Below are 19,703 nucleotides of genomic sequence, written 5' to 3'. Positions count from 1 at the left end.
TTATACCAACTCAATAATGGTCGCAATACCCATGCCACCACCTACACACAATGTTGCTAGACCACGTTTTTTACCCTGACGTTCTAATTCATCAAGCAGCGTACCAAGAATCATTGCCCCTGTTGCGCCCAATGGGTGCCCCATTGCAATCGCGCCCCCATTTACATTGACTTTTTCAGCTGGAACTTTAAGTTCAGTCATAAAACGCATCACCACAGATGCAAAGGCTTCATTTACTTCAAAGAGGTCAATATCATCTATGCTGAGACCTGCTTTTGTCAGCGCCTTACGCGCAGCAGGTGCAGGACCTGTGAGCATAATGGTTGGATCTGTTCCAACCAATGCTGTTGCCAACACTTTTGCACGAGGTTTTAAACCTTGCTCTTTGACAGCTTTTTCAGAAGCAATCAGCACTACGGCAGCACCATCTACGATGCCCGATGAATTTCCAGCATGATGTACATGGTTAATTTTTTGTGCTTCTGGATATTGTTGTAATGCAATCGCATCAAAGCCCATTCCACCCATCATTTCAAAACTTGGATTAAGTTTTGCCAAACCTTCAGCAGTTGTACTTGGTTTAATGAATTCATCTTTTTCAAGAATCGTAACACCAGCTTTATCTTTCACTGCAACCACGGACTGATCAAAGCGTCCCGCTGCCTGTGCAGCAGCAGCTTTACGTTGTGAGTTGGCAGCAAACTCATCCACATCTGTACGGCTATAACCGTCGAGCGTAGCAATTAAGTCCGCGCCAATCCCTTGAGGAACAAAATGTGATTTTAAATTTGTTTCAGGATCCAGCGCCCAAGGCCCACCATCAGAACCCATTGGAATTCGTGACATAGACTCTACGCCGCCAGCAACAACAATGTCTTCCCAGCCTGAACGTACTTTTTGTGCAGCCATATTGACGGCTTCAAGACCTGAAGCACAGAAACGGTTGATTTGCACACCGGCAACATCATTGTCCCAACCTGCCGCAATTGCAGCAGTTTTAGCAATATCACCGCCTTGCTCGGCAATTGGTGTTACACAACCCAGTACGATATCGTCTACTTTTGAAGTATCAAGCTGATGACGATCTTTCAATTCATTGAGCAATGTGGTTAATAATGTAATTGGTTTCACTTCATACAGTGAACCATCTTTTTTTCCTTTTCCGCGTGGTGTGCGAATGGCATCAATGATGTAAGCCTCGCTCATAGCTGTTCCTTCTTATGACTTCTAGGTTGTTATCTGCTTTGAGTGTACGTTATAAAGTTGAGAGTTCAATGACGAGAACGAAATAGTCAGTTGATATTTTTTGTCAATTGGCTGGTTCGTTCTGAATGGGAAAACGAAAACAAATCACGTATTTCAATTAAGTGCCAATCTCATTGCACATCTGCTGTTACGAGAAAAACCACATGCAACTTCATGCTCAAGTTTATGCTCAAGATAGAGAGGCATCTCAAGCGCATTGATCTTTTCAAAGCCTAATTTTTCATAAAATGGTCGATTCCAAATCACATCATGAAAGGTGGTTAAGGTCACAGCATCACAGCCCTCTCCCTGAGCAGTAGCAATCACATATTCAATCAATTGCCGACCAATCCCTTGTTTTTGAAATGCAGCACTCACATCTAACTCGATAATATATAAATCAAGCGCTTGTCTTTCTGCATATAAAAAACCTGTAGCTTGATTCTTTTGATTAATCGCGACAAATGCGTAAGCAGAAGAAATCAATTGTAAGTGATCTTGTGCTGACAATACGGGGCTTTCGACCAGCCAAGATAACTCGGGAATGCTTGAAAATGCTTGTGTAGCAGATTTTTCTATTTCGATCAGTTGCGCTATATCTGAGGGATCAATTTTTCTAATCAAACATGTCATCTATATATCCAGTCAAAAATATTTTAAATGGCTTCTGTCTATTTATTTAAATCAAACTCACTGTTTAAATCAGATCAGAATTAAGCAGGTACACTATCAAATAACTCGCTTGCGCTTTACCGCTTATATCTTACAAGAAATTTTAGCTGAAATGATCAGGCATAAAAAAGCCCAAGTATCACTTGGGCTTAGGATCAGCAAAAATACTTTTAAATTCATCTATGTTTGATTAATGATAACCATGCAATTGACGATAAAGCCCTGGGGTAACCCCTGTCCATTTTTTAAATGCGCGATGGAAGGTACTGGTTTCACTAAAGCCCACTTGTTGTGCTACATCTTCCAAGGTTAAATCCGGATTTAATAACAAATGAATTGCAGCATCTCGACGTAAGGCATCTTTAACACCTTGGTAACTCTTACCTTCTGCAGCTAAACGGCGGCGCAAGGTTTGTGGTGATAAATACAACATTGAGGCCACATCATTTAAGGTTGGCATTTCTTCACCAATTTGACTCTTTAAGACTTCACGAATACGCGAAGTTAAAGAATTGGTATTTTTGAATTTCACCAAAAGCTGAGCAGGCGCAGCTTTTAAAAACTCTTCTAAACTTGCTTCATCCTGACGAATCGGTAAATCCAAATAGTCTGCGGCAAAAGTAATTTCAGTACGTGGCATATCAAATTGCATCACAGGTGCAAAGAACAGCGCATCATACTCATCTGCATGATTTGGACGCGGGTAACCAAAATGTACCCGTTCTAAAGGAATACGACGTTCAATTAACCATGAAGCTAAACCATGCCAAATCATCAACATACTTTCAGTAATAAAATGATCAGGATCCATGGTTTTTGGAATCAATGGCACTAAACGCGCTTCATGTTTATCACGTTCAACCGCGACCGACCATTCGTCCCCAAATAATTTATAAAATTGTGATGATAACTCTAAAGCATCACCCAAAGTTTTAGCGTGGATAATCAATTGGCACATGATGGCAAAAGATCCCAAACGACGAGGTTGGATATCAAAGCCAACATGTTCATCTTGGGTCACCATCCACAGCATTTTCACAAAACGTGTATATTGCTCTGGTGAAATACGTGCTTTAGGTTGGCGAAGTAATTCTGCTTCTATGCCAACATGTGAAAGTAAGGTGTCAACGTCCATTCCTAGACGCTTCACACCTGTTAAGGCGGCATTCACAAAATGGATACTGATCGTATCACGACTCATGGTAAATCCTTCACTCTCTTTGATGTTCACTAACAATTGACCTAAATGACGCTAAAAAATGTTTTATTGGCGATTTACAACAGTGCAGATCACCTTTTTACATCATAAATTGCCGAAATGATCAAGGTAAATGGCTGAACATGACATTGTTTTGTTAATTTTATATTTCTATTATGGGTGTAAAATCAAGACAGTATTGGTAAAAACAATTATGACAACAGCTTTAAAGGGATTGAAAGTACTCGATTTTTCCACTTTATTACCCGGTCCATTTGCAACTTTATACCTTGCAGACCTAGGTGCAGAAGTGATCCATATTGAATCGCCAACGCGTCCAGATCTGGTGCGCTTGTTCCCGCCTTATGCCAATGGACAAGCGACTTCACACAGTTATCTCAACCGAAATAAACAATCCGTCACTTTAGATTTAAAAGATCCTGCCAGCATTGAGCAAGTTAAACAGAAGATTTCTGAGTTTGATATTGTCGTTGAACAATTTCGTCCAGGGGTAATGCAACGTTTGGGTTTGGATTATCAAACTTTGGCTGAAATTAACCCACGTTTAATTTACTGTTCAATTACGGGTTATGGCCAAACAGGCTCATATAAAGATAAAGCTGGACATGATATTAACTATATTGCCCTGTCTGGTATCGCGGGACACTGTGGTCGCCAAGACAGTGGACCACCGCCGATGGGGATTCAAATCGCAGATGTGGCAGGTGGTTCCTTACATGCTGTCATCGGTATTCTTGCTGCTGTAGTTGAACGCCAAAATAGTGGTCTGGGACAATATATTGATATTTCCATGACCGATTGTGTGGTTGGACTCAATAATATGGCAGCCGCAGCCAGTTTGGCGGGTGGTCAACAGCAGCAACGTGAATCAGAACAACTTAATGGCGGGACCTTTTATGATTATTATGAAACAGCCGATGCTCGTTACTTATCTATTGGTAGCTTAGAGCCACAATTTATGACTGGACTGGCAAGCGCGTTAGAATTGCCAATCCTTCTACAAAAAGGTGCTTCTTTCGATACTGAAGATCGTCAAATGGTCAAGCAAGCGATTCGAGATAAAATTAAAAGTAAAAATCTGGCTGAATGGAATCAACTGTTTGAACAACTGGACGTTTGCGTAGAACCCGTACTGAGTTTAGATGAAGCACTGCAATCCCAAATTTCTCAACAACGTAATTGGGTGGTCAATGTGCCATTGAAGCCTAATTCTGATCAAACTGAACCTCAGTTAGCCTGTCCAATTAAGTTTTCAAGATCACAAATGCAATATCACTATATTGGCCAACAACTGGGTGAAGGGACATGGTAATTGCCCATTTAATACAACACAATTCAAGTTAAATAAAATTACAATTCTGTCATCTTCTTTACAATTTGTATAATTTGTAACCTCAGCATCCTGTGTAATCTTAATTCTAAATAGGTTACACAGGTAAGCTGATCTTTTCAGATCAATTTTAATCCATGGTTTTTCAATTAATTTTTAAATAAAATTTAGTAGTTTAAAAACAATAGATTAAATTGACCAAAAACAGCCATAAAGCAAATATTCATTTATTAAAAAATTATCACCATGAGATAAAATACTCACATTAATTACAATTAAAAGTCAAAAATAATAGATTTTTATACAAATATGAGAGTATTATAAATAATTAGTTACAAAGTGTTATCAAGGTCACCAAATATGAATAAATCTAAAGGTCACTTTTATTGGGCTATCAGCTTATTATCTTTATGTAGTTCTTTTCAAAGTGCTCATGCAGCTGAAGCATTTAATGCAGAAAGCCCATGGATGTTTGGTGATTGGAACGGAAAAAGAACCGAGCTCCAACAAAAAGGTTATGACTTCAGCTTCGGCTATACCGGCGAATTAGCCACCTTATTAGATTCAAAAAACCATTCAAGCCATGGAACTGAGTATGCAGATCAGTTTGCGATTGGTAGTCATGTAGACTTGGAAAAAGTGCTTGGATGGAAAGACACTGAAGCCCAAATCACCATCACTGAACGTAATGGTCGTTCATTGTCGCAAACCTCTGATGCCCTTGCAGGACAACTCAGCTCAACCCAAGAAGTTTGGGGGCGTGGTCAAACTTGGCGCTTAACTGATTTTTGGATTAAGAAAAAATTCTTTGATCAAAAACTAGATATTAAAGTGGGCCGTTTTGGCGAAGGCGAGGATTTTAACAGCTTTGACTGTGATTTTCAAAACCTTGCACTTTGTGGCTCTCAAGTGGGTAACTGGGTAGGCGACCAATGGTATAACTGGCCTGTTAGCCAATGGGCTGCGCGGGTTAAATATAACATCCAACCTGATTTATATGCTCAAGTCGGTGCTTATGAATACAATCCTGAAAACTTAGAACGTGGCAAGGGATTTAACTTAAGTACAAACGGCTCACATGGTGCAATTATTCCTGCGGAAGTGGTTTGGCAACCAAAACTCAGTGCTGCAAAATTACCAGGCGAATATCGTTTGGGCTATTACTACAGTACTGTCGATGCACAACGCATTAAAAATCCGAATGAAACAGATCATAAACAAGGTGGATGGCTGGTTGCCAAGCAACAACTTACAGCACATCACGGTGATGCACGTCGCGGCTTAACGGGTTTCATTAATTTAACCCTTCATGACTCAGACACAAACACTGTCGACAATATGCAAAATATTGGATTGGTCTATAAAGGTCCTTTCGATGCGCGTCCTCAAGATGATGTCGCCATTGGTTTTTCTCGTATCAGCATCAACAATGATGTGAACAACACTCAAATTCGTCAACAAGATGAAGAGTACAACACTGAAATTTACTACGGTGTACATGCAACAAATTGGCTGACGATCCGTCCAAATGTGCAATATATTCGCCATGTTGGTGCATATAAAGATGGTGAAAATGCATGGGTTGGCGGTATTAAATTCCAAACTGCATTCTAGTGTTATAGATCATAAATATTTCGATGCCATTTTAACCCTTTCTCTCCCCTCGCATCGAAATATTTAAAATCTAAAAATTTAAACAATGTGCTTCATCAATCCTCAATGGAAAGGTAAAGCGTAAAAAATTAATCAAATAGATAGGTGGTCAATATGCAAACTCCATCTTCAGGACTCAGAACCCTAACAGTTGTGATTGCAATTGTTTTCGGTGTAGTTCTATTAGGCGGCGGAGTATGGCTGGCAGTACTGGGTGGGTCTTGGTACTACATCATTGCCGGGATACTTTTCATTGCAACAGCAATCTTATTACGCAAATTAAATAGTTCTGCTTTATACGTTTATGCAGCATTAGTACTCGGCACAGTTGTCTGGGGACTATGGGAAGTCGGTTCAGACTTCTTCGCGCTTGCACCACGTTTAGATATTTTAGGTGTGTTTGGCTTATGGCTACTCATTCCAGCAGTAACACGTGGTTTCGATGCCAAAGGTGCTAAAATTGCACTTTCAGGTACATTGGCGATCACCATTGCGGTTATGGCTTATTCTATCTTTAATGATCCACAAGAAATTCGTGGGACTTTAACCAGTAAACAGCCAACGCCAGCAGCGATTGATGGTATTGCGGATGCAGACTGGCCGGCTTATGGTCGGACTCAATCAGGTTTACGTTATTCTCCGTTGAACCAAATCAACTCAGAGAACGTTAAAGATCTTAAAGTTGCTTGGACCTATCGTACAGGTGAATTCAAAACTGAAAATGATTCAGGCGAAACAACCAATCAGGTCACACCGATTAAAATCGGGAATAACATGTACCTGTGTACTACCCATCAAAAATTGGTTTCTCTTGATCCTTCTACAGGTAAAGAGAAATGGGTATTTGATCCAAAACTCAAAGCTGATAATACCTTCCAACATTTAACTTGTCGTGGTGTTTCTTATTACGATGCAGATAATACCGTTGGTTTCGCAGCAAGTTTACAAGCGAAAAAATCTTCGTCTACCGAATGCCCGCGTAAAGTTATTTTACCAGTCAATGATGGTCGTATCGTTGCGGTAAATGCTGAAACAGGTAAAGCATGTTCTGACTTCGGTCATAACGGTGAAGTTGATTTACAAAAGGACATGCCATTCCCTTATCCGGGTGGTTATATTCCAACATCACCACCTGTAGTCACAGGCACCACAATTATCATTGGTGGTTCAACGACAGATAACTATTCTACTCAAGAGCCTTCTGGTGTTATCCGTGGTTATGATGTAAATACAGGTGCATTGCTTTGGGTATTTGACACAGGTGCTGAAAATCCAAATCAGATTCCGGGTCCTGGTCAGAAATATGTCCAAAACTCACCGAATGCATGGGCTCCACTTGCATATGATGCAAAACTCGATATCGTTTATGTACCAACAGGTGTAGGTACGCCAGATATTTGGGGGGGTAACCGCACAAAACTGCATGAACGTTATGCAAACTCTATGTTAGCAATCAATGCAACAACGGGTAAATTGATTTGGAACTTCCAAACAACTCACCATGATTTATGGGATATGGATGTACCATCACAACCAACCTTAGCGGATATCAAAGATAAAACTGGGCAAACTGTTCCAGCAATCTATGTATTGACTAAAACAGGTAATGCCTTTGTTTTAGATCGCCGTAACGGTAAAGCTATTGTACCGATTAACGAACGTCCAGTACCACAAAGTGTAAAACGTGGTCCGCAAACTAAAGGTGAATTCTATTCTCCAACACAACCGTTCTCAGACTTTAACTTAGCACCTCAAGAAAAATTAACGGATAAACAAATGTGGGGCGCAACCATGTTTGACCAGTTAATTTGTCGTGTGTCATTCCACAAGTTAAATTATGACGGTATTTATACCCCACCTTCAGAAAACGGAACTTTAGTTTTCCCTGGTAACTTGGGTGTATTTGAATGGGGTGGTTTATCACTTAACCCTGATCGTCAAATCGCAGTTATGAATCCAATTGGCCTACCTTTTGTCAGTCGATTGATTCCTGCTGATCCGAACCGTAAACAAACAGCCAAAGGTGCAGGTACAGAAGCGGGTGTTCAACCTATGTATGGCGTTCCTTACGGTGTTGAAATCAGTGCATTCCTTTCACCATTTGGCTTACCATGTAAACAACCTGCATGGGGTTATGTTGCTGGTGTAGATTTGAAAACGCATGATGTTGCTTGGAAACGTCGTATTGGTACAATTCGTGACAGTATGCCGGGTATTCCATTGCCACCATTTAAAATGGGTGTGCCAATGTTAGGTGGTTCGATCTCAACTGCGGGTAATGTGATGTTCATTGGTGCGACTCAAGATGATTACATCCGAGCAATCAATGTCAGCAATGGTGATGAGCTGTGGAAAGGTCGTCTACCTGCGGGTGGGCAAGCAACACCGATGACCTATGAAAGCAATGGTAAACAATACGTTGTGATCATGGCGGGTGGTCACGGTTCATTTGGTACCAAAATGGGTGACTCTATCGTTGCTTATGCATTACCAGATAAATAATCTTAAATTGAGGTAAATAAAAAACAGGTCTTGATGACCTGTTTTTTATTGCTTTATCTAAACCCATCCCCTTGTATAAAAGTGAATCTGCTTTTTGGATGAGACTGATGTTCTATCCCCCGTTTGATCGCGATATCCATATCACCGTGCGATAACCAATCCTTAAAATGCCCTGCTCTTTACCTGACCATCAAAATGAAAACAATCTTCTATACGAATTTTTTGCACAGCTGAAAGTTGCTCAAAGTCAAACCATCGATACTCAGAATGCTCATCACTTAAATTGATTGGTTGATCGTTCTGCAATGTACACCTAAACATAAATGCATGGGAATTTACTGCAGAATGATAATAAACCCCTGATAAATATTCGATCAAAACTTCGCAGCCTAATTCTTCTTGGCACTCACGAATCAGCGCCTCATGCACTGTTTCACCTTGATCCAATCCACCACCCGGTAAACCCCATGCACAATCAGCATAAGTCGCTTTCAATAACAGGACTTGTCGATTTTCATTAAAAATCACAGCGTGCGAACTCAAACGATAAAAATCATGAAATCCCATTGCTCAAAACCCACTTAATTGATTATCTTGCCAAATAACACTTTGAAAAAATTAAACGTAGCGCATAAACAATTGCCATAACAAAAACAGCATAACCCACTTGGGTAAAGATCATCGGAATACAGAGTACGATGGCGGCTGTAATTGGATAAAACCATTTCTTGATTCCTGAAAGATGGTGAATTTCCTGTAGTAACCAAAGGCTCGCAGTATAGACAATCAAAGAGATCGCAACAAAATAACTGACGATGTCAGCCGAGATCTCAGCCTTATGCGTCACCACATCCACCGCAGCAGCTAAACCCGCACCAAGGGCAGCAATACTCACGAAAATAAAAAAGTGACCATAGCCCCATGAAAATGCACGTTTACGGCTATTGAGTCGTTCAGCCACATCATGATCAAAATATGCCCACCACATGGTAAACATAATCAATAAGCCACCAATGGTCAAAAAGATTAATTCTTGGCTTAACAACTGATTGTTTAATGCATCAGAAATTGCAGCAAAACTTCCAATGATCGATTCACCAAGGACAATGATGGTGAGTAAGGCATAACGCTCAGAAATATGATGTGGATGCCACGGCGTCATGTTATGTGCTTCCGCAAAGATCGGCACACTCAGTTCAGCGATAACCAAGAGTAGAAATAAATAAATGGTGAAATTAATCGGGGTAAAGTGAAAAAGTAACCAGCCAATCTGTACGATGATAATACCAGCCGCATATCTCACCGCTGTTTGTTTACGCTCAGGATCATTTTTGGCAACACGAAACCATTGTGTAACGAGTCCCAAACGCATGATGACATAACCAATAATGATCACGTCAAAATCTTGTTGCTGAAACGCAAACGGGATCCCTGCTGCAATCACAAGTGAACCAATAATCTGCACAAAGGTCATGATTCGATAAAATACATCATCATTGTCATAGGCAGATGCAAACCAGCTAAAGTTCATCCATGCCCACCACAATGCAAAGAACACCATAAAATAAAGTGTTAAGCCATGTGATAAATGATTTTCGATAATACTATGGTGTAATTGTTGTCCTGCGGTCGCAATGGCGACCACAAAAATCAAATCAAATAACAATTCTAATGAGGTTGCGGCGCGATGTGGTTCGTGCGGATTTCGTGGCGCAAGTGGCTTTAACCACCCGTATTTTACAAATAATGAATTTGGCATTATTTTCACATTATTGAGATTATTATCATGATTTTTTCAAAACTCCATCTTTCATTCAAGTAAAAAACTGAGTTCTTTTGACAATTTTGTTAATGATCTAACATCGATCTCGCAAATTTAAAAATACACAAATAAAAAGCCCAATCAAAGGGCTTAATAACAAACAAATCTAGCTTGCTAAACCACTAATTTCAATTTAGCAATATCCTTGATCACGATCGCTTTACCCGTGCTCATATCAATCGGCATCGAAATATGTTGATGTACGACTAACCATTGATCACCTTTCTTTTTCAGGCACAATGTTGTTCGACACCATGGCATCTGCAGCTTATCTTTAAGCACAGAATTTTCCACTTTTGAATGGCAATGCAATACAGCTAAATCGTTTGACGCATAGATTTTCATATTGCGACGCACAATTTGCACATTCTCACTAAAATATGGACTGAACTTCTCCCATTCTTTCTTGTACGCATCGATACCGTCTAATTGTATACTCACATCAAACATATTGATATCATCCGCACATTGATCTAATAGATGATCAATTTTATTACCAAGAACAGCAGCATCCCATAATTCAATTTGAGATATTATCTCGTCGGCAATTTTCACATTACCATCGATTGCTATTTTCATCATAAAACCTCATTATTCTTATTTGTGATGAATTTAACACTTAATAAGTATTATGTGAAGTGTTTTGTTTATTTTTTCATATCTAATCAATTTAAATCAAAATAATCACTGTTCATTAATCTGATTTAAGCAGTTTATAAAACCAACCGTATTCTGCTTAGATATTAACCAAAACCTTTCACAAAAATAAATCACTCAATAATACAAATAGATATAAAAAATTTGTACTTCAGCATAAAAAGCTTATTCTTAATTTAGTTAATAATTCTTCAATAATTTATTAACCAAATTTAATAATCTTTTTAATTAATGTTGAAGCTGTTATTAAATAATCATTCTCCTTTTATTTAATATTGAAGTTAGCCTAACATATTTAAACTTTAAAAAATCTTTAAAAAAATCATAAATGACTATGAGAAAAAATCATACTACCCTTCCAATATAAGAAGAAACTCAAAACTGAAGATATAAATAGATAATCTAAACTGATATCCAACTCAAGTTTATATATTGCGCTTGGAATGATTATTCTATACAACTTAATAATATATATTTTTATGGTTTAATTTCTATGTTTTAAAACCCTTTGCAAGCATTCAAATATTAGAATTTTATTACCATAAATAAATACTTATTTTTTATCATTTGTTTTTTAGATTCAAAAAAAAGCATGTCATTGCAATGACATGCTTTTGCTGTTTGCTTTGGATTGTTTTGCTTGATTTAGGCTTGTTCTGTTAAATCTTTTATTTTGTCTGAAGGGCCATTTTTCTTCACAGACTCAATCCCATTATCGCGAGCAGCATCACCTGAATAGAATTGACTTGTTCCGATAATTTGATGATTCGCCGCTTTTAAGTTGAAATAAGGCTTACCATTTTTCGCTTCTAAACGATCATAACGTGCATCATCTGGGCTATTTTTTTGCACAGAGGCAATACCATTTTGTGCAGAAGCTTTTGCTTTATAGAGCTCACTGGTGAGAATAATTTCGCCATTTCCTGCTTTTAATACAAAGCGATATTGACCATCTTTAGCTTGACTAATTTCATACCATCCTGACATGGTTCACCTCTTCATTATTTTCGGTTTATTTTATTTCACAGCGCTTGTTGGACATAAATTACGCTACTGATATGAAATATAAATGACTTTTCATGTTAAAAAAAGATTAATTTGTTATAACTTTATTGTTTATGTAACGCTGCAGAGTGACATCGCTCAAATTAGCACAATGCTTTTATTATTAAGTCACAATAAAGTTTAAAGCCATTAAAAAATGACTTTAAATTTAGATTCTGCATTTAGCCATTAACAATCAACGATCAAAAAAACCTGTGCTGGTATAACCTGGATAGACTATTTTCATTAAACGCTCGATTTCCGAATCATTGCCACGTAAAAAACTTTCCAAACAATCCCGAAATACCGCAAAAGGAAGGTCATCGTTATCAAAACTGGGCATCTCTTCAGATTTAAATAAACCAAAAAAATGCGATTTTTGTTGTTTTTGATAGAGTTCAGCATGTGCATTAAAGTTATATTGATTGCGACTATAAACCACAAATAGTCCGCCGAACTTACGCCCAGTTTGGATATGCTCAATTTGAAAAAAAGGAAAATCACCGTGGTGCTCCTCCATGTATCCCCAGACGACTTGTTGCATCCAATCAATCTGATCAAAACGACTTAAAATTTGCGTTGCTGCATTACTTTCAAAATCAAGAGAAGTTATTTCAAGCTCTTTAAATAACTCAATTCGAATTTTAAAACTCATCAGGATTACCTTTTATACACGTCGCTTATTTAAAGCATTCAGATTTTTTAAAAGCGGCAAGAAAACAGCAGGCTCGGAACACTATGAATCAGCTGTTTCAGCACTCAATTCGATGAACAAACTAACAGATTACTGGAATATCAATCCATGCACTGTTCGGAAAATGTTTCACCAAATAATGCTTTAAAAATTCTGCGGTATCTTTTGAAATCAGTTCATCCTGAGATTCATCATTTAAATTATAAGCAAGTGCATAAAGCTCAAGCCCACGACTTTTTAAAGCCTCTAAACTTAAAATCGTATGATTAATACTGCCCAAACGCCCTGAGCTGACTAAAATCACAGGAAGCTTTTTCTGGGCCACATAATCAATTGAAAGTAAGCTGGTGGTTAGGGGTACCATCAATCCACCAGCACCCTCTAACAAAACAACATCATACGTTTCAGAAAGTCGTTGAGTAGCATCTGCAATTTTTTCAAAATCAATCTCACGCCCATCAATTTTGCTGGCTAAATGAGGCGATGCAGGATAGCTAAAGATTTCAGGCATGGTGAGCTTGGTTTCATCCTCTGGAAACCAGCCCATTCCCATAATCTCACGATGTTGTTCGATATCTTCTGAAATATCGGTATTACCCGTTTGGATTAATTTCTGCGTAATGGTTTTTTGACCTTGCTCATTCCATAATTTGGCTAAATATCCGGTGGTATAGGTTTTGCCAATTCCAGTATCTATTCCACTGATAAAGTAAACTGATCCAGTCATGACATTCTCCGCAAAATACAATAAATAGGATGATAAGTCAGTGAGTAGCGTATATTTCCTGACTGATCAGCCTGTGAAAACTGTTGATAGTGATGATAAAAATCGACGAGACTCTGCTTTGTCCATCTAAAGCCAGATGCTGTCGCAGTCACTCCTGTGGCTTTTAAATGCTGCAAAATATATTTGGGATGAGAAAAATTGAGATGCTCAATTTGCTCTGAAATATGTAGAATTTCAAAACCATTTCGCTTTAATTGTTGTTGCAGATCGTCAAGGGATAGGTAATTCAGACCTTGCCCTGTTAAGCTTTTAATTTCCTGTAAATTATGCTGTCCAAAAGTTGAAAAACAAAAATACGCATTAGGATTTAAATGATGAAAGGCCTGTTGAAAAATACCATTTAAATCACTCATCCATTGTAAAACGGAACTTGAGCTAATTAAGTCTAAATGTTTTGGAAATTCAAGCTGTTCTATATCGCCAATCCGATATTCAATCGGTTTATCCGCAGGGAAATGCTGCTGAACTTCGGGGTATAGATCATTTAAAATCAAATGTTTAATTTGCAAATTTTGCAGTAAAAGCTCAGTTAAGTTTCCAGAACCACAACCGATTTCAAACACATTTTCATAGTGTGCTGGGCAATATTCGCTTATTAAATTAAACAGTTGTTGTGCAATATTTTTTTGTACGACCGCATGTTCAGTATAGCTCTGCCCTGCCTGAGCAAAACGCAAGGCAACCTGTGATTTATCAATTTCTGGATGTTTCACATTCAACTCACAACAACGGAATTAGCTGATCTAGATCAGCTTGGGTGATTTGAGCAGTTAAACAGATACGTAACCGTGAGCTGTGTTGCGGTACAGTCGGGGGACGTACAGGCATAATATAAAATCCTGCATCTTGTAATGCTTTGGCCTTTTCAACCGTTTTAATCGAGTCACCTACAATGACCGGAACAATATGTGATGTTGATGGGCACTCAAAACCTTTGCTTTGAACAGCCTGTTGTAGATACTGACTTGTAGATTGCAAATATTGGCGGCGCTGATCTAAGCCTAAAACTTTCTGAAAAACAAAGTTTGTCCATGCCATACATATTGGCGGTTGTGCAGTACTGAAAATCAATGGGCGCATCGCATTAATCAAATAATCGCGAATCACCGCATGACAAATTAAATAACCACCAACTGAAGCGATTGCCTTACCAAAAGTCCCAACGAGCAGATCAATATCATCAATCACCGCATATTGTTCAGCACAACCTAAGCCCTGCGCACCACGTACTCCAATTGCATGTGCTTCGTCTACATAGAGCATGACTTTGCAAAACTGTTGCTTAATACTCACCAATGCTGCTAAGTCCGTTTCATCACCATCCATACTAAAAATCGACTCAGTCACGACAATAATGCGCTCGAAAGCCTCATCTGCATGATATTTTTGTAAAAGCTGAGTCAAATGATTTAAATCATTATGACGATAACGTACATATTTGGCTGAGGATAAACGGATCCCATCAATCATACTGGCATGAATCAATTTATCTGCCAGAATCAGCGTTTTACTGTCTGCAAGTGCAGGTAAAATACCAATATTCATATGATAGCCGCTGTTAAATAACAATGCCGTCCGACCATGAAAAGCCTGAGTTAAACTATTTTCAAGCAGTTCATATTCTGGAAAATGTCCAGTCAACAAGCGTGAAGACGAAGAACTCATTCGTCGTTGATCATTGGGTGTTTCATCAAAAAACTGTTCACGTAATGTGAGATCTGATGCCAATCCTAGATAATCATTTGAAGCCAAATTGAGCATTTGATGCTGATCAAGGCAGATATAACGACCTTGCTGAACATTCGAACGAAATTGGCGTAAATTGCCTTGCTGTTTAAGCACATCAAGCTGCTGTGAAAAATGTTCAAGATGGGTATTGATCAAGCTCATGTGCTTTGCTCCATAGCCTTGACCACCTCAACCAATTGCTCCAGTAAGATTTTTAATTCTTGTGCTGTGATGATATATGGAGGCATCACATAGACCAATTTGCCAAATGGTCGTATCCAGATACCACGACGTACAAACTCCTGCTGTAAGGTTTTCATATCGACATTCACAGTCAATTCCACCACCCCTATCGCACCAAGAACTCGCACATCATGAACATGATTAAGGGACTGTAAGGGCTGTAAAGCATGTCTAAGCTGTGCTTCAATTCGTTGAATATTGCTCTGCCAATCTTGAGAAATTAATAATTGTGTACTTTTGACAGCAACGGCGCATGCCAAGGGATTTGCCATAAAGGTTGGGCCATGCATAAACACACCCGCTTCACCCTGACTTATCGTTTCAGCAATATGTGTGGTGGTTAATGTCGCAGAAAGCGTCATATAGCCACCCGTTAAACCTTTACCAATACACATAATGTCAGGTTCAACTTGTGCATGCTCCCATGCAAATAATTTTCCTGTACGCCCAAAACCCGTAGCGATTTCGTCAAAAATCAGCAAAACATTGTATTTTTCGCAAAGTCGTTTGGCTTGACGCAAATATTCAGGATGGTAAAAACGCATCCCTCCCGCACCTTGTACAATCGGCTCAAGAATTAAACCTGCAATCGTTGCATGCTGTTCAGCCAAGCTTTTCTCAAGTTCAGCAATGTCACTTTGATCCCATTGCTCATAAAATCCGACTTGAGGGGCTGGAACAAATAAGCGATTGGGCAAACTTGAACCAAAAATTTGATGCATGCCCGTTACAGGGTCACAGACAGACATTGCATTCCAAGTATCGCCATGATAGCCAGATCGAGGGGTAACAAAATTAGTTTTCTCTGTATAGCCCTGTGAAGACCAAAACTGTACCGCCATCTTCAATGCCACTTCTACAGCGACAGAACCAGAATCGGCAAAAAACACTTTATCTAAATGAGGCGGGGTCAGTTGAACCAGTAATTTTCCAAGCTGGATCGCTGGATCATGGGTAAATCCACCAAACATGATATGCGACATATTCTGTAGCTGATCTGTCACTGCTTGATTCAACTCTGGATGATTATAACCGTGAATGGCACACCACCACGAAGACATCCCATCTATCAATTGACGACCATCTTCAAGTTCGATGGTCGCAGCATAGGCTTTTTTAACCTTAAAAGTCGGTAAGGGATTGGTCATAGAGGTATATGGATGCCAAATATGTTGCCGATCAAAGTCCAGATCATCTAACTCTGATTGTTCAAGATCAACATCATCAAACCCATTGTTTAAATCGGTCATCCGTTCACTCCATGTGCATTACAATTACAGCAAAAAACAGTTTAGCGATGTTAAACCTGCACGCAATAAAAATAAATTGCGAGATTCACCACTGATCCGTAGATTTATTCTATTTTTTGTAAATATTGGCAGATTTTGTCACTTAGACTTAAAAAATCAAAAACTGGAACGCCATGTGAACCATTTACCAGCTCGACATCTAAAAACTTTGCTGTGAAATTTTGAAATTTCTCATAGACTTTGTCACTAACTAAGAAATCCTGTTGAGCAAATATATGATACTGTTTGCCGGCATAGTTATTTAAGATCGCAACATTATTTAATTGCTCAAGACACGCCAATCCCTGTTTTAATAATTCTAAATTTTGCGGCTGAATCAAACTTTGTAAATGTACAAAATCTTCTCGCGTGGTTGCGGTGCCCTGACAAACCATAAAACCAAATTTCTTTAATGTCGCAATCGCATCATGTTCAAAGGACTGTTTAAAGTTGTGAAAGGTTGTTTGGCTCATTGCCGTTTGCCACTCAGCATTTGCCACAAAACAAGGATTTGAAGCCAGTGTAATCAAGACTTTTTGTTGTTGGTATTGCTGTTTAATTTGCTCGACCAGCAAGCTTGCCAATTGCCCCCCTAAAGACCAACCACAAATCACATCAAAATCTTTGGCTTGCTCCACCTGATGTTGTAAAACACTTTCATCCAGCGCATTAAAGATGTTGATCAGTACAACTTCATGGCCTTGTTGTTGTAAAGCCTGTTGTAAAGCCTTGAGTAGTTTGGTTCCACCGCCCCAACCTGTGATCAGCAAAATACGTCGATTCAATTTAAGCCACTATAAAACAATAACGATGTTTTATTAGATCATGCTTAAAATTGAACGACAATCGGGCTTACAACTATTTCTGATGGTGTAAATCGACCAACAAGCTGGCTGGAATCACTTTTTGCCAAGTGCGTTTAAATTGCTGATGTGCTTGATCGATTGCAAACTGACTTTTTCTCGAAATTTCATGTGCTTTTGCAATATCATCTGCACGTGTATAAGCAATCAAATAATCTAGTCCATCCAGTTCCACATGGAACCATGATTCAACATGCACACCTTCAGCCTGAAGTGTTTCAATTGCCTCATGCTTACGCCTATTCAATTGATTTTGCCATGCGACAACATCGTCCATCATGGCTACTTTTAGTTGAATCAATACTGCACCAACGTCCATAATTTTACGTTCTATTTATTTTAAACGGTCTTTTATCATAAATGGCATGTGAACAATTGCAAACATTTTACATACCGCCAAAACCTTAAAATTTGCTAAGATCAAATCAGGATCAATTTAGGAAAGTGTTTGTCATGAAATTATCACGACTGTTCAGTATTAGCTTACTTTCCGTTTCAGCTTTATGCATATTGAACACGGCCAGCCAGGCGGAAAGCTCTATTCTCTCCAAACTGGATTCCAACCAAAAGCAATGGGTAGGCAAGCCTGCACCAAGTTTTAAACTACAAGATCAAAATTCAAAATGGCACGAACTGAGTCAATATAAAGGTAAATGGGTTGTTCTCTACTTTTACCCAAAAGATGATTCACCTGGCTGTACACAAGAGGCCAATCAATTTAAATCACTCTACCCACAATTTATAAAAAATAATGCAGTGGTGCTTGGTGTCAGTTTGGATGATGTGCAATCACATCAAAAGTTCTCTGAAAAGCTGGGGCTAAATTTCCCAATTCTTGCCGATAGCAATCATCAACTCGCAGACCAATTTGGAATCATCCGAAACTTAGGCATTGCCAAAATAGCGAAACGAGAAACTTTTTTGATTGATCCACAAGGAACGATTGTGTATCACTATAGCAGTGTAAATACCCAAACACATGCCGATCAAGTCTTAGCGGATATTCAGAAGTTTTCAAAAAAATAACGACTGAAGCACTAAAAAAGCCTCTAGATGAATGTCTAAAGGCTTTTTTAATCTAAAACATCTCACCTTAAGTAAGACGCTTAGTGTGTCTTACATTTGAGATTGAATATAATTCTGTAAACCAATTAATTCGATCAAACCTAATTGTTTTTCAAGCCAATAAGTATGATCTTCTTCAGTATCGTTCATTTGTTGACGCAGCATATCACGGGTCACGTAATCGCCTTTTTCTTCACATAGCTTTACGCCTTGTGCCAATTTTTCACGTACATGATATTCCAATGCCAAATCGGCTTTTAAACAGGTTACAACATCTTCACCTGTAACAATATCGTCACGCTTCATGTTCGGGGTACCTTCAAGGAAAAGTACACGGCGAATTAAAGCGTCTGCATGTGAAGCTTCTTCTTGCATTTCATGATCAATACGTTCATAAATTTTGCTTAAGCCCCAATCTTCATACATACGCGAATGAATAAGATACTGATCACGAGCAGCCAGTTCGCCACCGATCAACATATTTAGATAGTCTATGACTTCTGGATTGCCACGCATTTCAATTACTCCACATTCTTTTGCAATAGTATGGACAAATTTTACCAGTTTTGCAAAAGACAAAATGTGTAAGTTTATGATTTTTATAAAATTAAAATGATAAACATACGCATTTGCAATTTGAATAAGTATTTTTTCATATAAAAAATAACCGCTTACAAAATTTCATTGATGGTTTATTGGTGATTTTTCATCAAAATTTAAAATGATTTATTTTGTAACCATTAAAAATGCTTCTTATTCCCCTTCATTATTCCATTTTCTGTTCATTTTCAATGACAGAACCCTCACTTTATCTTCTTGGCTTTTTTTAATGCTAATATTTCAAGACAATTTTAACTTTAATATTTATGATATTGAATATTAACAATTAG

19 protein-coding genes are annotated in these 19,703 nt (G+C 38.5%); 4 read left to right on the top strand and 15 right to left on the bottom strand.

From position 1 onward, the window contains the following. The 3 genes from ACQ7EO_RS03275 to ACQ7EO_RS03265 form a co-directional block, all read right to left on the bottom strand. Nucleotides 1-1,206 carry an acetyl-CoA C-acetyltransferase gene (locus tag ACQ7EO_RS03275; RefSeq protein ID WP_434278873.1) on the bottom strand — a complete coding sequence of 402 codons (1,206 nt, stop codon included), beginning with the start codon at nt 1,204-1,206 and terminating at the stop codon, nt 1-3. Nucleotides 1,207-1,359: 153 nt separating this feature from the next. After that, nucleotides 1,360-1,878 carry a GNAT family N-acetyltransferase gene (locus ACQ7EO_RS03270; RefSeq protein ID WP_239044906.1) on the bottom strand — a complete coding sequence of 173 codons (519 nt, stop codon included), beginning with the start codon at nt 1,876-1,878 and terminating at the stop codon, nt 1,360-1,362. 229 nt (nt 1,879-2,107) lie between these two features. Further along, the gene (locus ACQ7EO_RS03265) at nt 2,108-3,118 is read right to left on the bottom strand and encodes an AraC family transcriptional regulator (protein WP_004724010.1); all 1,011 of its coding nucleotides are present in this window, start codon (nt 3,116-3,118) and stop codon (nt 2,108-2,110) included. A 211-nt stretch (nt 3,119-3,329) separates the two neighbouring features. On the opposite strand from ACQ7EO_RS03265, the gene ACQ7EO_RS03260 reads away from it, so the two are divergent. The 3 genes from ACQ7EO_RS03260 to ACQ7EO_RS03250 all read left to right on the top strand — a co-directional run bounded on the left by ACQ7EO_RS03260 (nt 3,330) and on the right by ACQ7EO_RS03250 (nt 8,621). Next, nucleotides 3,330-4,448, top strand: coding sequence for a CaiB/BaiF CoA transferase family protein (locus tag ACQ7EO_RS03260; protein ID WP_034614632.1), 1,119 nt, complete (start codon nt 3,330-3,332; stop codon nt 4,446-4,448). Between the two features lie 378 nt (nt 4,449-4,826). Further along, a complete protein-coding gene (locus tag ACQ7EO_RS03255; protein ID WP_434278872.1) occupies nt 4,827-6,080 on the top strand; it encodes a carbohydrate porin in 1,254 nt (417 codons plus the stop codon). A gap of 153 nt (nt 6,081-6,233) precedes the next feature. Beyond that, complete coding sequence (locus tag ACQ7EO_RS03250) at nt 6,234-8,621, top strand: glucose/quinate/shikimate family membrane-bound PQQ-dependent dehydrogenase (protein WP_004817779.1); 2,388 nt, start codon at nt 6,234-6,236, stop codon at nt 8,619-8,621. Between the two features lie 162 nt (nt 8,622-8,783). On the opposite strand, the gene ACQ7EO_RS03245 is transcribed toward ACQ7EO_RS03250, so the two are convergent. The 11 genes from ACQ7EO_RS03245 to ACQ7EO_RS03195 all read right to left on the bottom strand — a co-directional run bounded on the left by ACQ7EO_RS03245 (nt 8,784) and on the right by ACQ7EO_RS03195 (nt 18,067). Beyond that, nucleotides 8,784-9,188 (bottom strand): NUDIX hydrolase, encoded by a 405-nt coding sequence (locus ACQ7EO_RS03245; RefSeq protein WP_004817781.1) that lies wholly within the window; start codon nt 9,186-9,188, stop codon nt 8,784-8,786. A 22-nt stretch (nt 9,189-9,210) separates the two neighbouring features. Beyond that, on the bottom strand, nt 9,211-10,380 hold the full coding sequence (locus ACQ7EO_RS03240) for a low temperature requirement protein A (RefSeq protein ID WP_004817783.1): 1,170 nt from the start codon (nt 10,378-10,380) through the stop codon (nt 9,211-9,213). 177 nt (nt 10,381-10,557) lie between these two features. Next, complete coding sequence (locus ACQ7EO_RS03235) at nt 10,558-11,022, bottom strand: YybH family protein (protein WP_004724016.1); 465 nt, start codon at nt 11,020-11,022, stop codon at nt 10,558-10,560. A gap of 723 nt (nt 11,023-11,745) precedes the next feature. Next, on the bottom strand, nt 11,746-12,087 hold the full coding sequence (locus ACQ7EO_RS03230) for a YegP family protein (protein WP_004817785.1): 342 nt from the start codon (nt 12,085-12,087) through the stop codon (nt 11,746-11,748). 253 nt (nt 12,088-12,340) lie between these two features. Beyond that, entirely contained in the window at nt 12,341-12,799 is a 459-nt protein-coding gene (locus ACQ7EO_RS03225; protein WP_434278871.1) for a hypothetical protein, read from the bottom strand. Nucleotides 12,800-12,920: 121 nt separating this feature from the next. Further along, entirely contained in the window at nt 12,921-13,565 is a 645-nt protein-coding gene (gene bioD, locus ACQ7EO_RS03220) for a dethiobiotin synthase (protein WP_004724021.1), read from the bottom strand. Further along, nucleotides 13,562-14,338: a malonyl-ACP O-methyltransferase BioC gene (gene bioC, locus ACQ7EO_RS03215; RefSeq protein ID WP_434278870.1), complete on the bottom strand. Its 777-nt coding sequence runs from the start codon at nt 14,336-14,338 to the stop codon at nt 13,562-13,564. The genes bioD and bioC overlap by 4 nt, the downstream gene beginning before the upstream one ends. Before the next feature lie 7 nt (nt 14,339-14,345). Next, entirely contained in the window at nt 14,346-15,515 is a 1,170-nt protein-coding gene (locus ACQ7EO_RS03210; protein ID WP_434278869.1) for an 8-amino-7-oxononanoate synthase, read from the bottom strand. After that, the gene (gene bioA, locus ACQ7EO_RS03205) at nt 15,512-16,846 is read right to left on the bottom strand and encodes an adenosylmethionine--8-amino-7-oxononanoate transaminase (protein WP_303577425.1); all 1,335 of its coding nucleotides are present in this window, start codon (nt 16,844-16,846) and stop codon (nt 15,512-15,514) included. The genes ACQ7EO_RS03210 and bioA overlap by 4 nt, the downstream gene beginning before the upstream one ends. 104 nt (nt 16,847-16,950) lie before the next feature. Next, nucleotides 16,951-17,670 carry a YqiA/YcfP family alpha/beta fold hydrolase gene (locus ACQ7EO_RS03200; protein WP_434278868.1) on the bottom strand — a complete coding sequence of 240 codons (720 nt, stop codon included), beginning with the start codon at nt 17,668-17,670 and terminating at the stop codon, nt 16,951-16,953. Nucleotides 17,671-17,743: 73 nt separating this feature from the next. Further along, the gene (locus ACQ7EO_RS03195) at nt 17,744-18,067 is read right to left on the bottom strand and encodes a DUF6176 family protein (RefSeq protein ID WP_434278867.1); all 324 of its coding nucleotides are present in this window, start codon (nt 18,065-18,067) and stop codon (nt 17,744-17,746) included. 134 nt (nt 18,068-18,201) lie between these two features. Here ACQ7EO_RS03195 and ACQ7EO_RS03190 point away from each other — a divergent pair, with 134 nt between their 5' ends. Continuing rightward, entirely contained in the window at nt 18,202-18,774 is a 573-nt protein-coding gene (locus ACQ7EO_RS03190) for a peroxiredoxin (RefSeq protein ID WP_434278866.1), read from the top strand. A gap of 90 nt (nt 18,775-18,864) precedes the next feature. Here the strand turns inward: ACQ7EO_RS03190 and ftn are convergent, their stop codons facing one another. Beyond that, nucleotides 18,865-19,329: a heteropolymeric bacterioferritin subunit Ftn gene (ftn, locus tag ACQ7EO_RS03185; protein ID WP_004724037.1), complete on the bottom strand. Its 465-nt coding sequence runs from the start codon at nt 19,327-19,329 to the stop codon at nt 18,865-18,867. Nucleotides 19,330-19,703 lie beyond the last annotated feature (374 nt).

This window comes from Acinetobacter sp. CE-15 (assembly GCF_051059255.1).
GTDB classification, from domain to species: domain Bacteria; phylum Pseudomonadota; class Gammaproteobacteria; order Pseudomonadales; family Moraxellaceae; genus Acinetobacter; species Acinetobacter guillouiae.
Note: the sequence above shows the minus strand (reverse complement) of the source record. Positions and strands in the feature narration are given on the sequence as shown.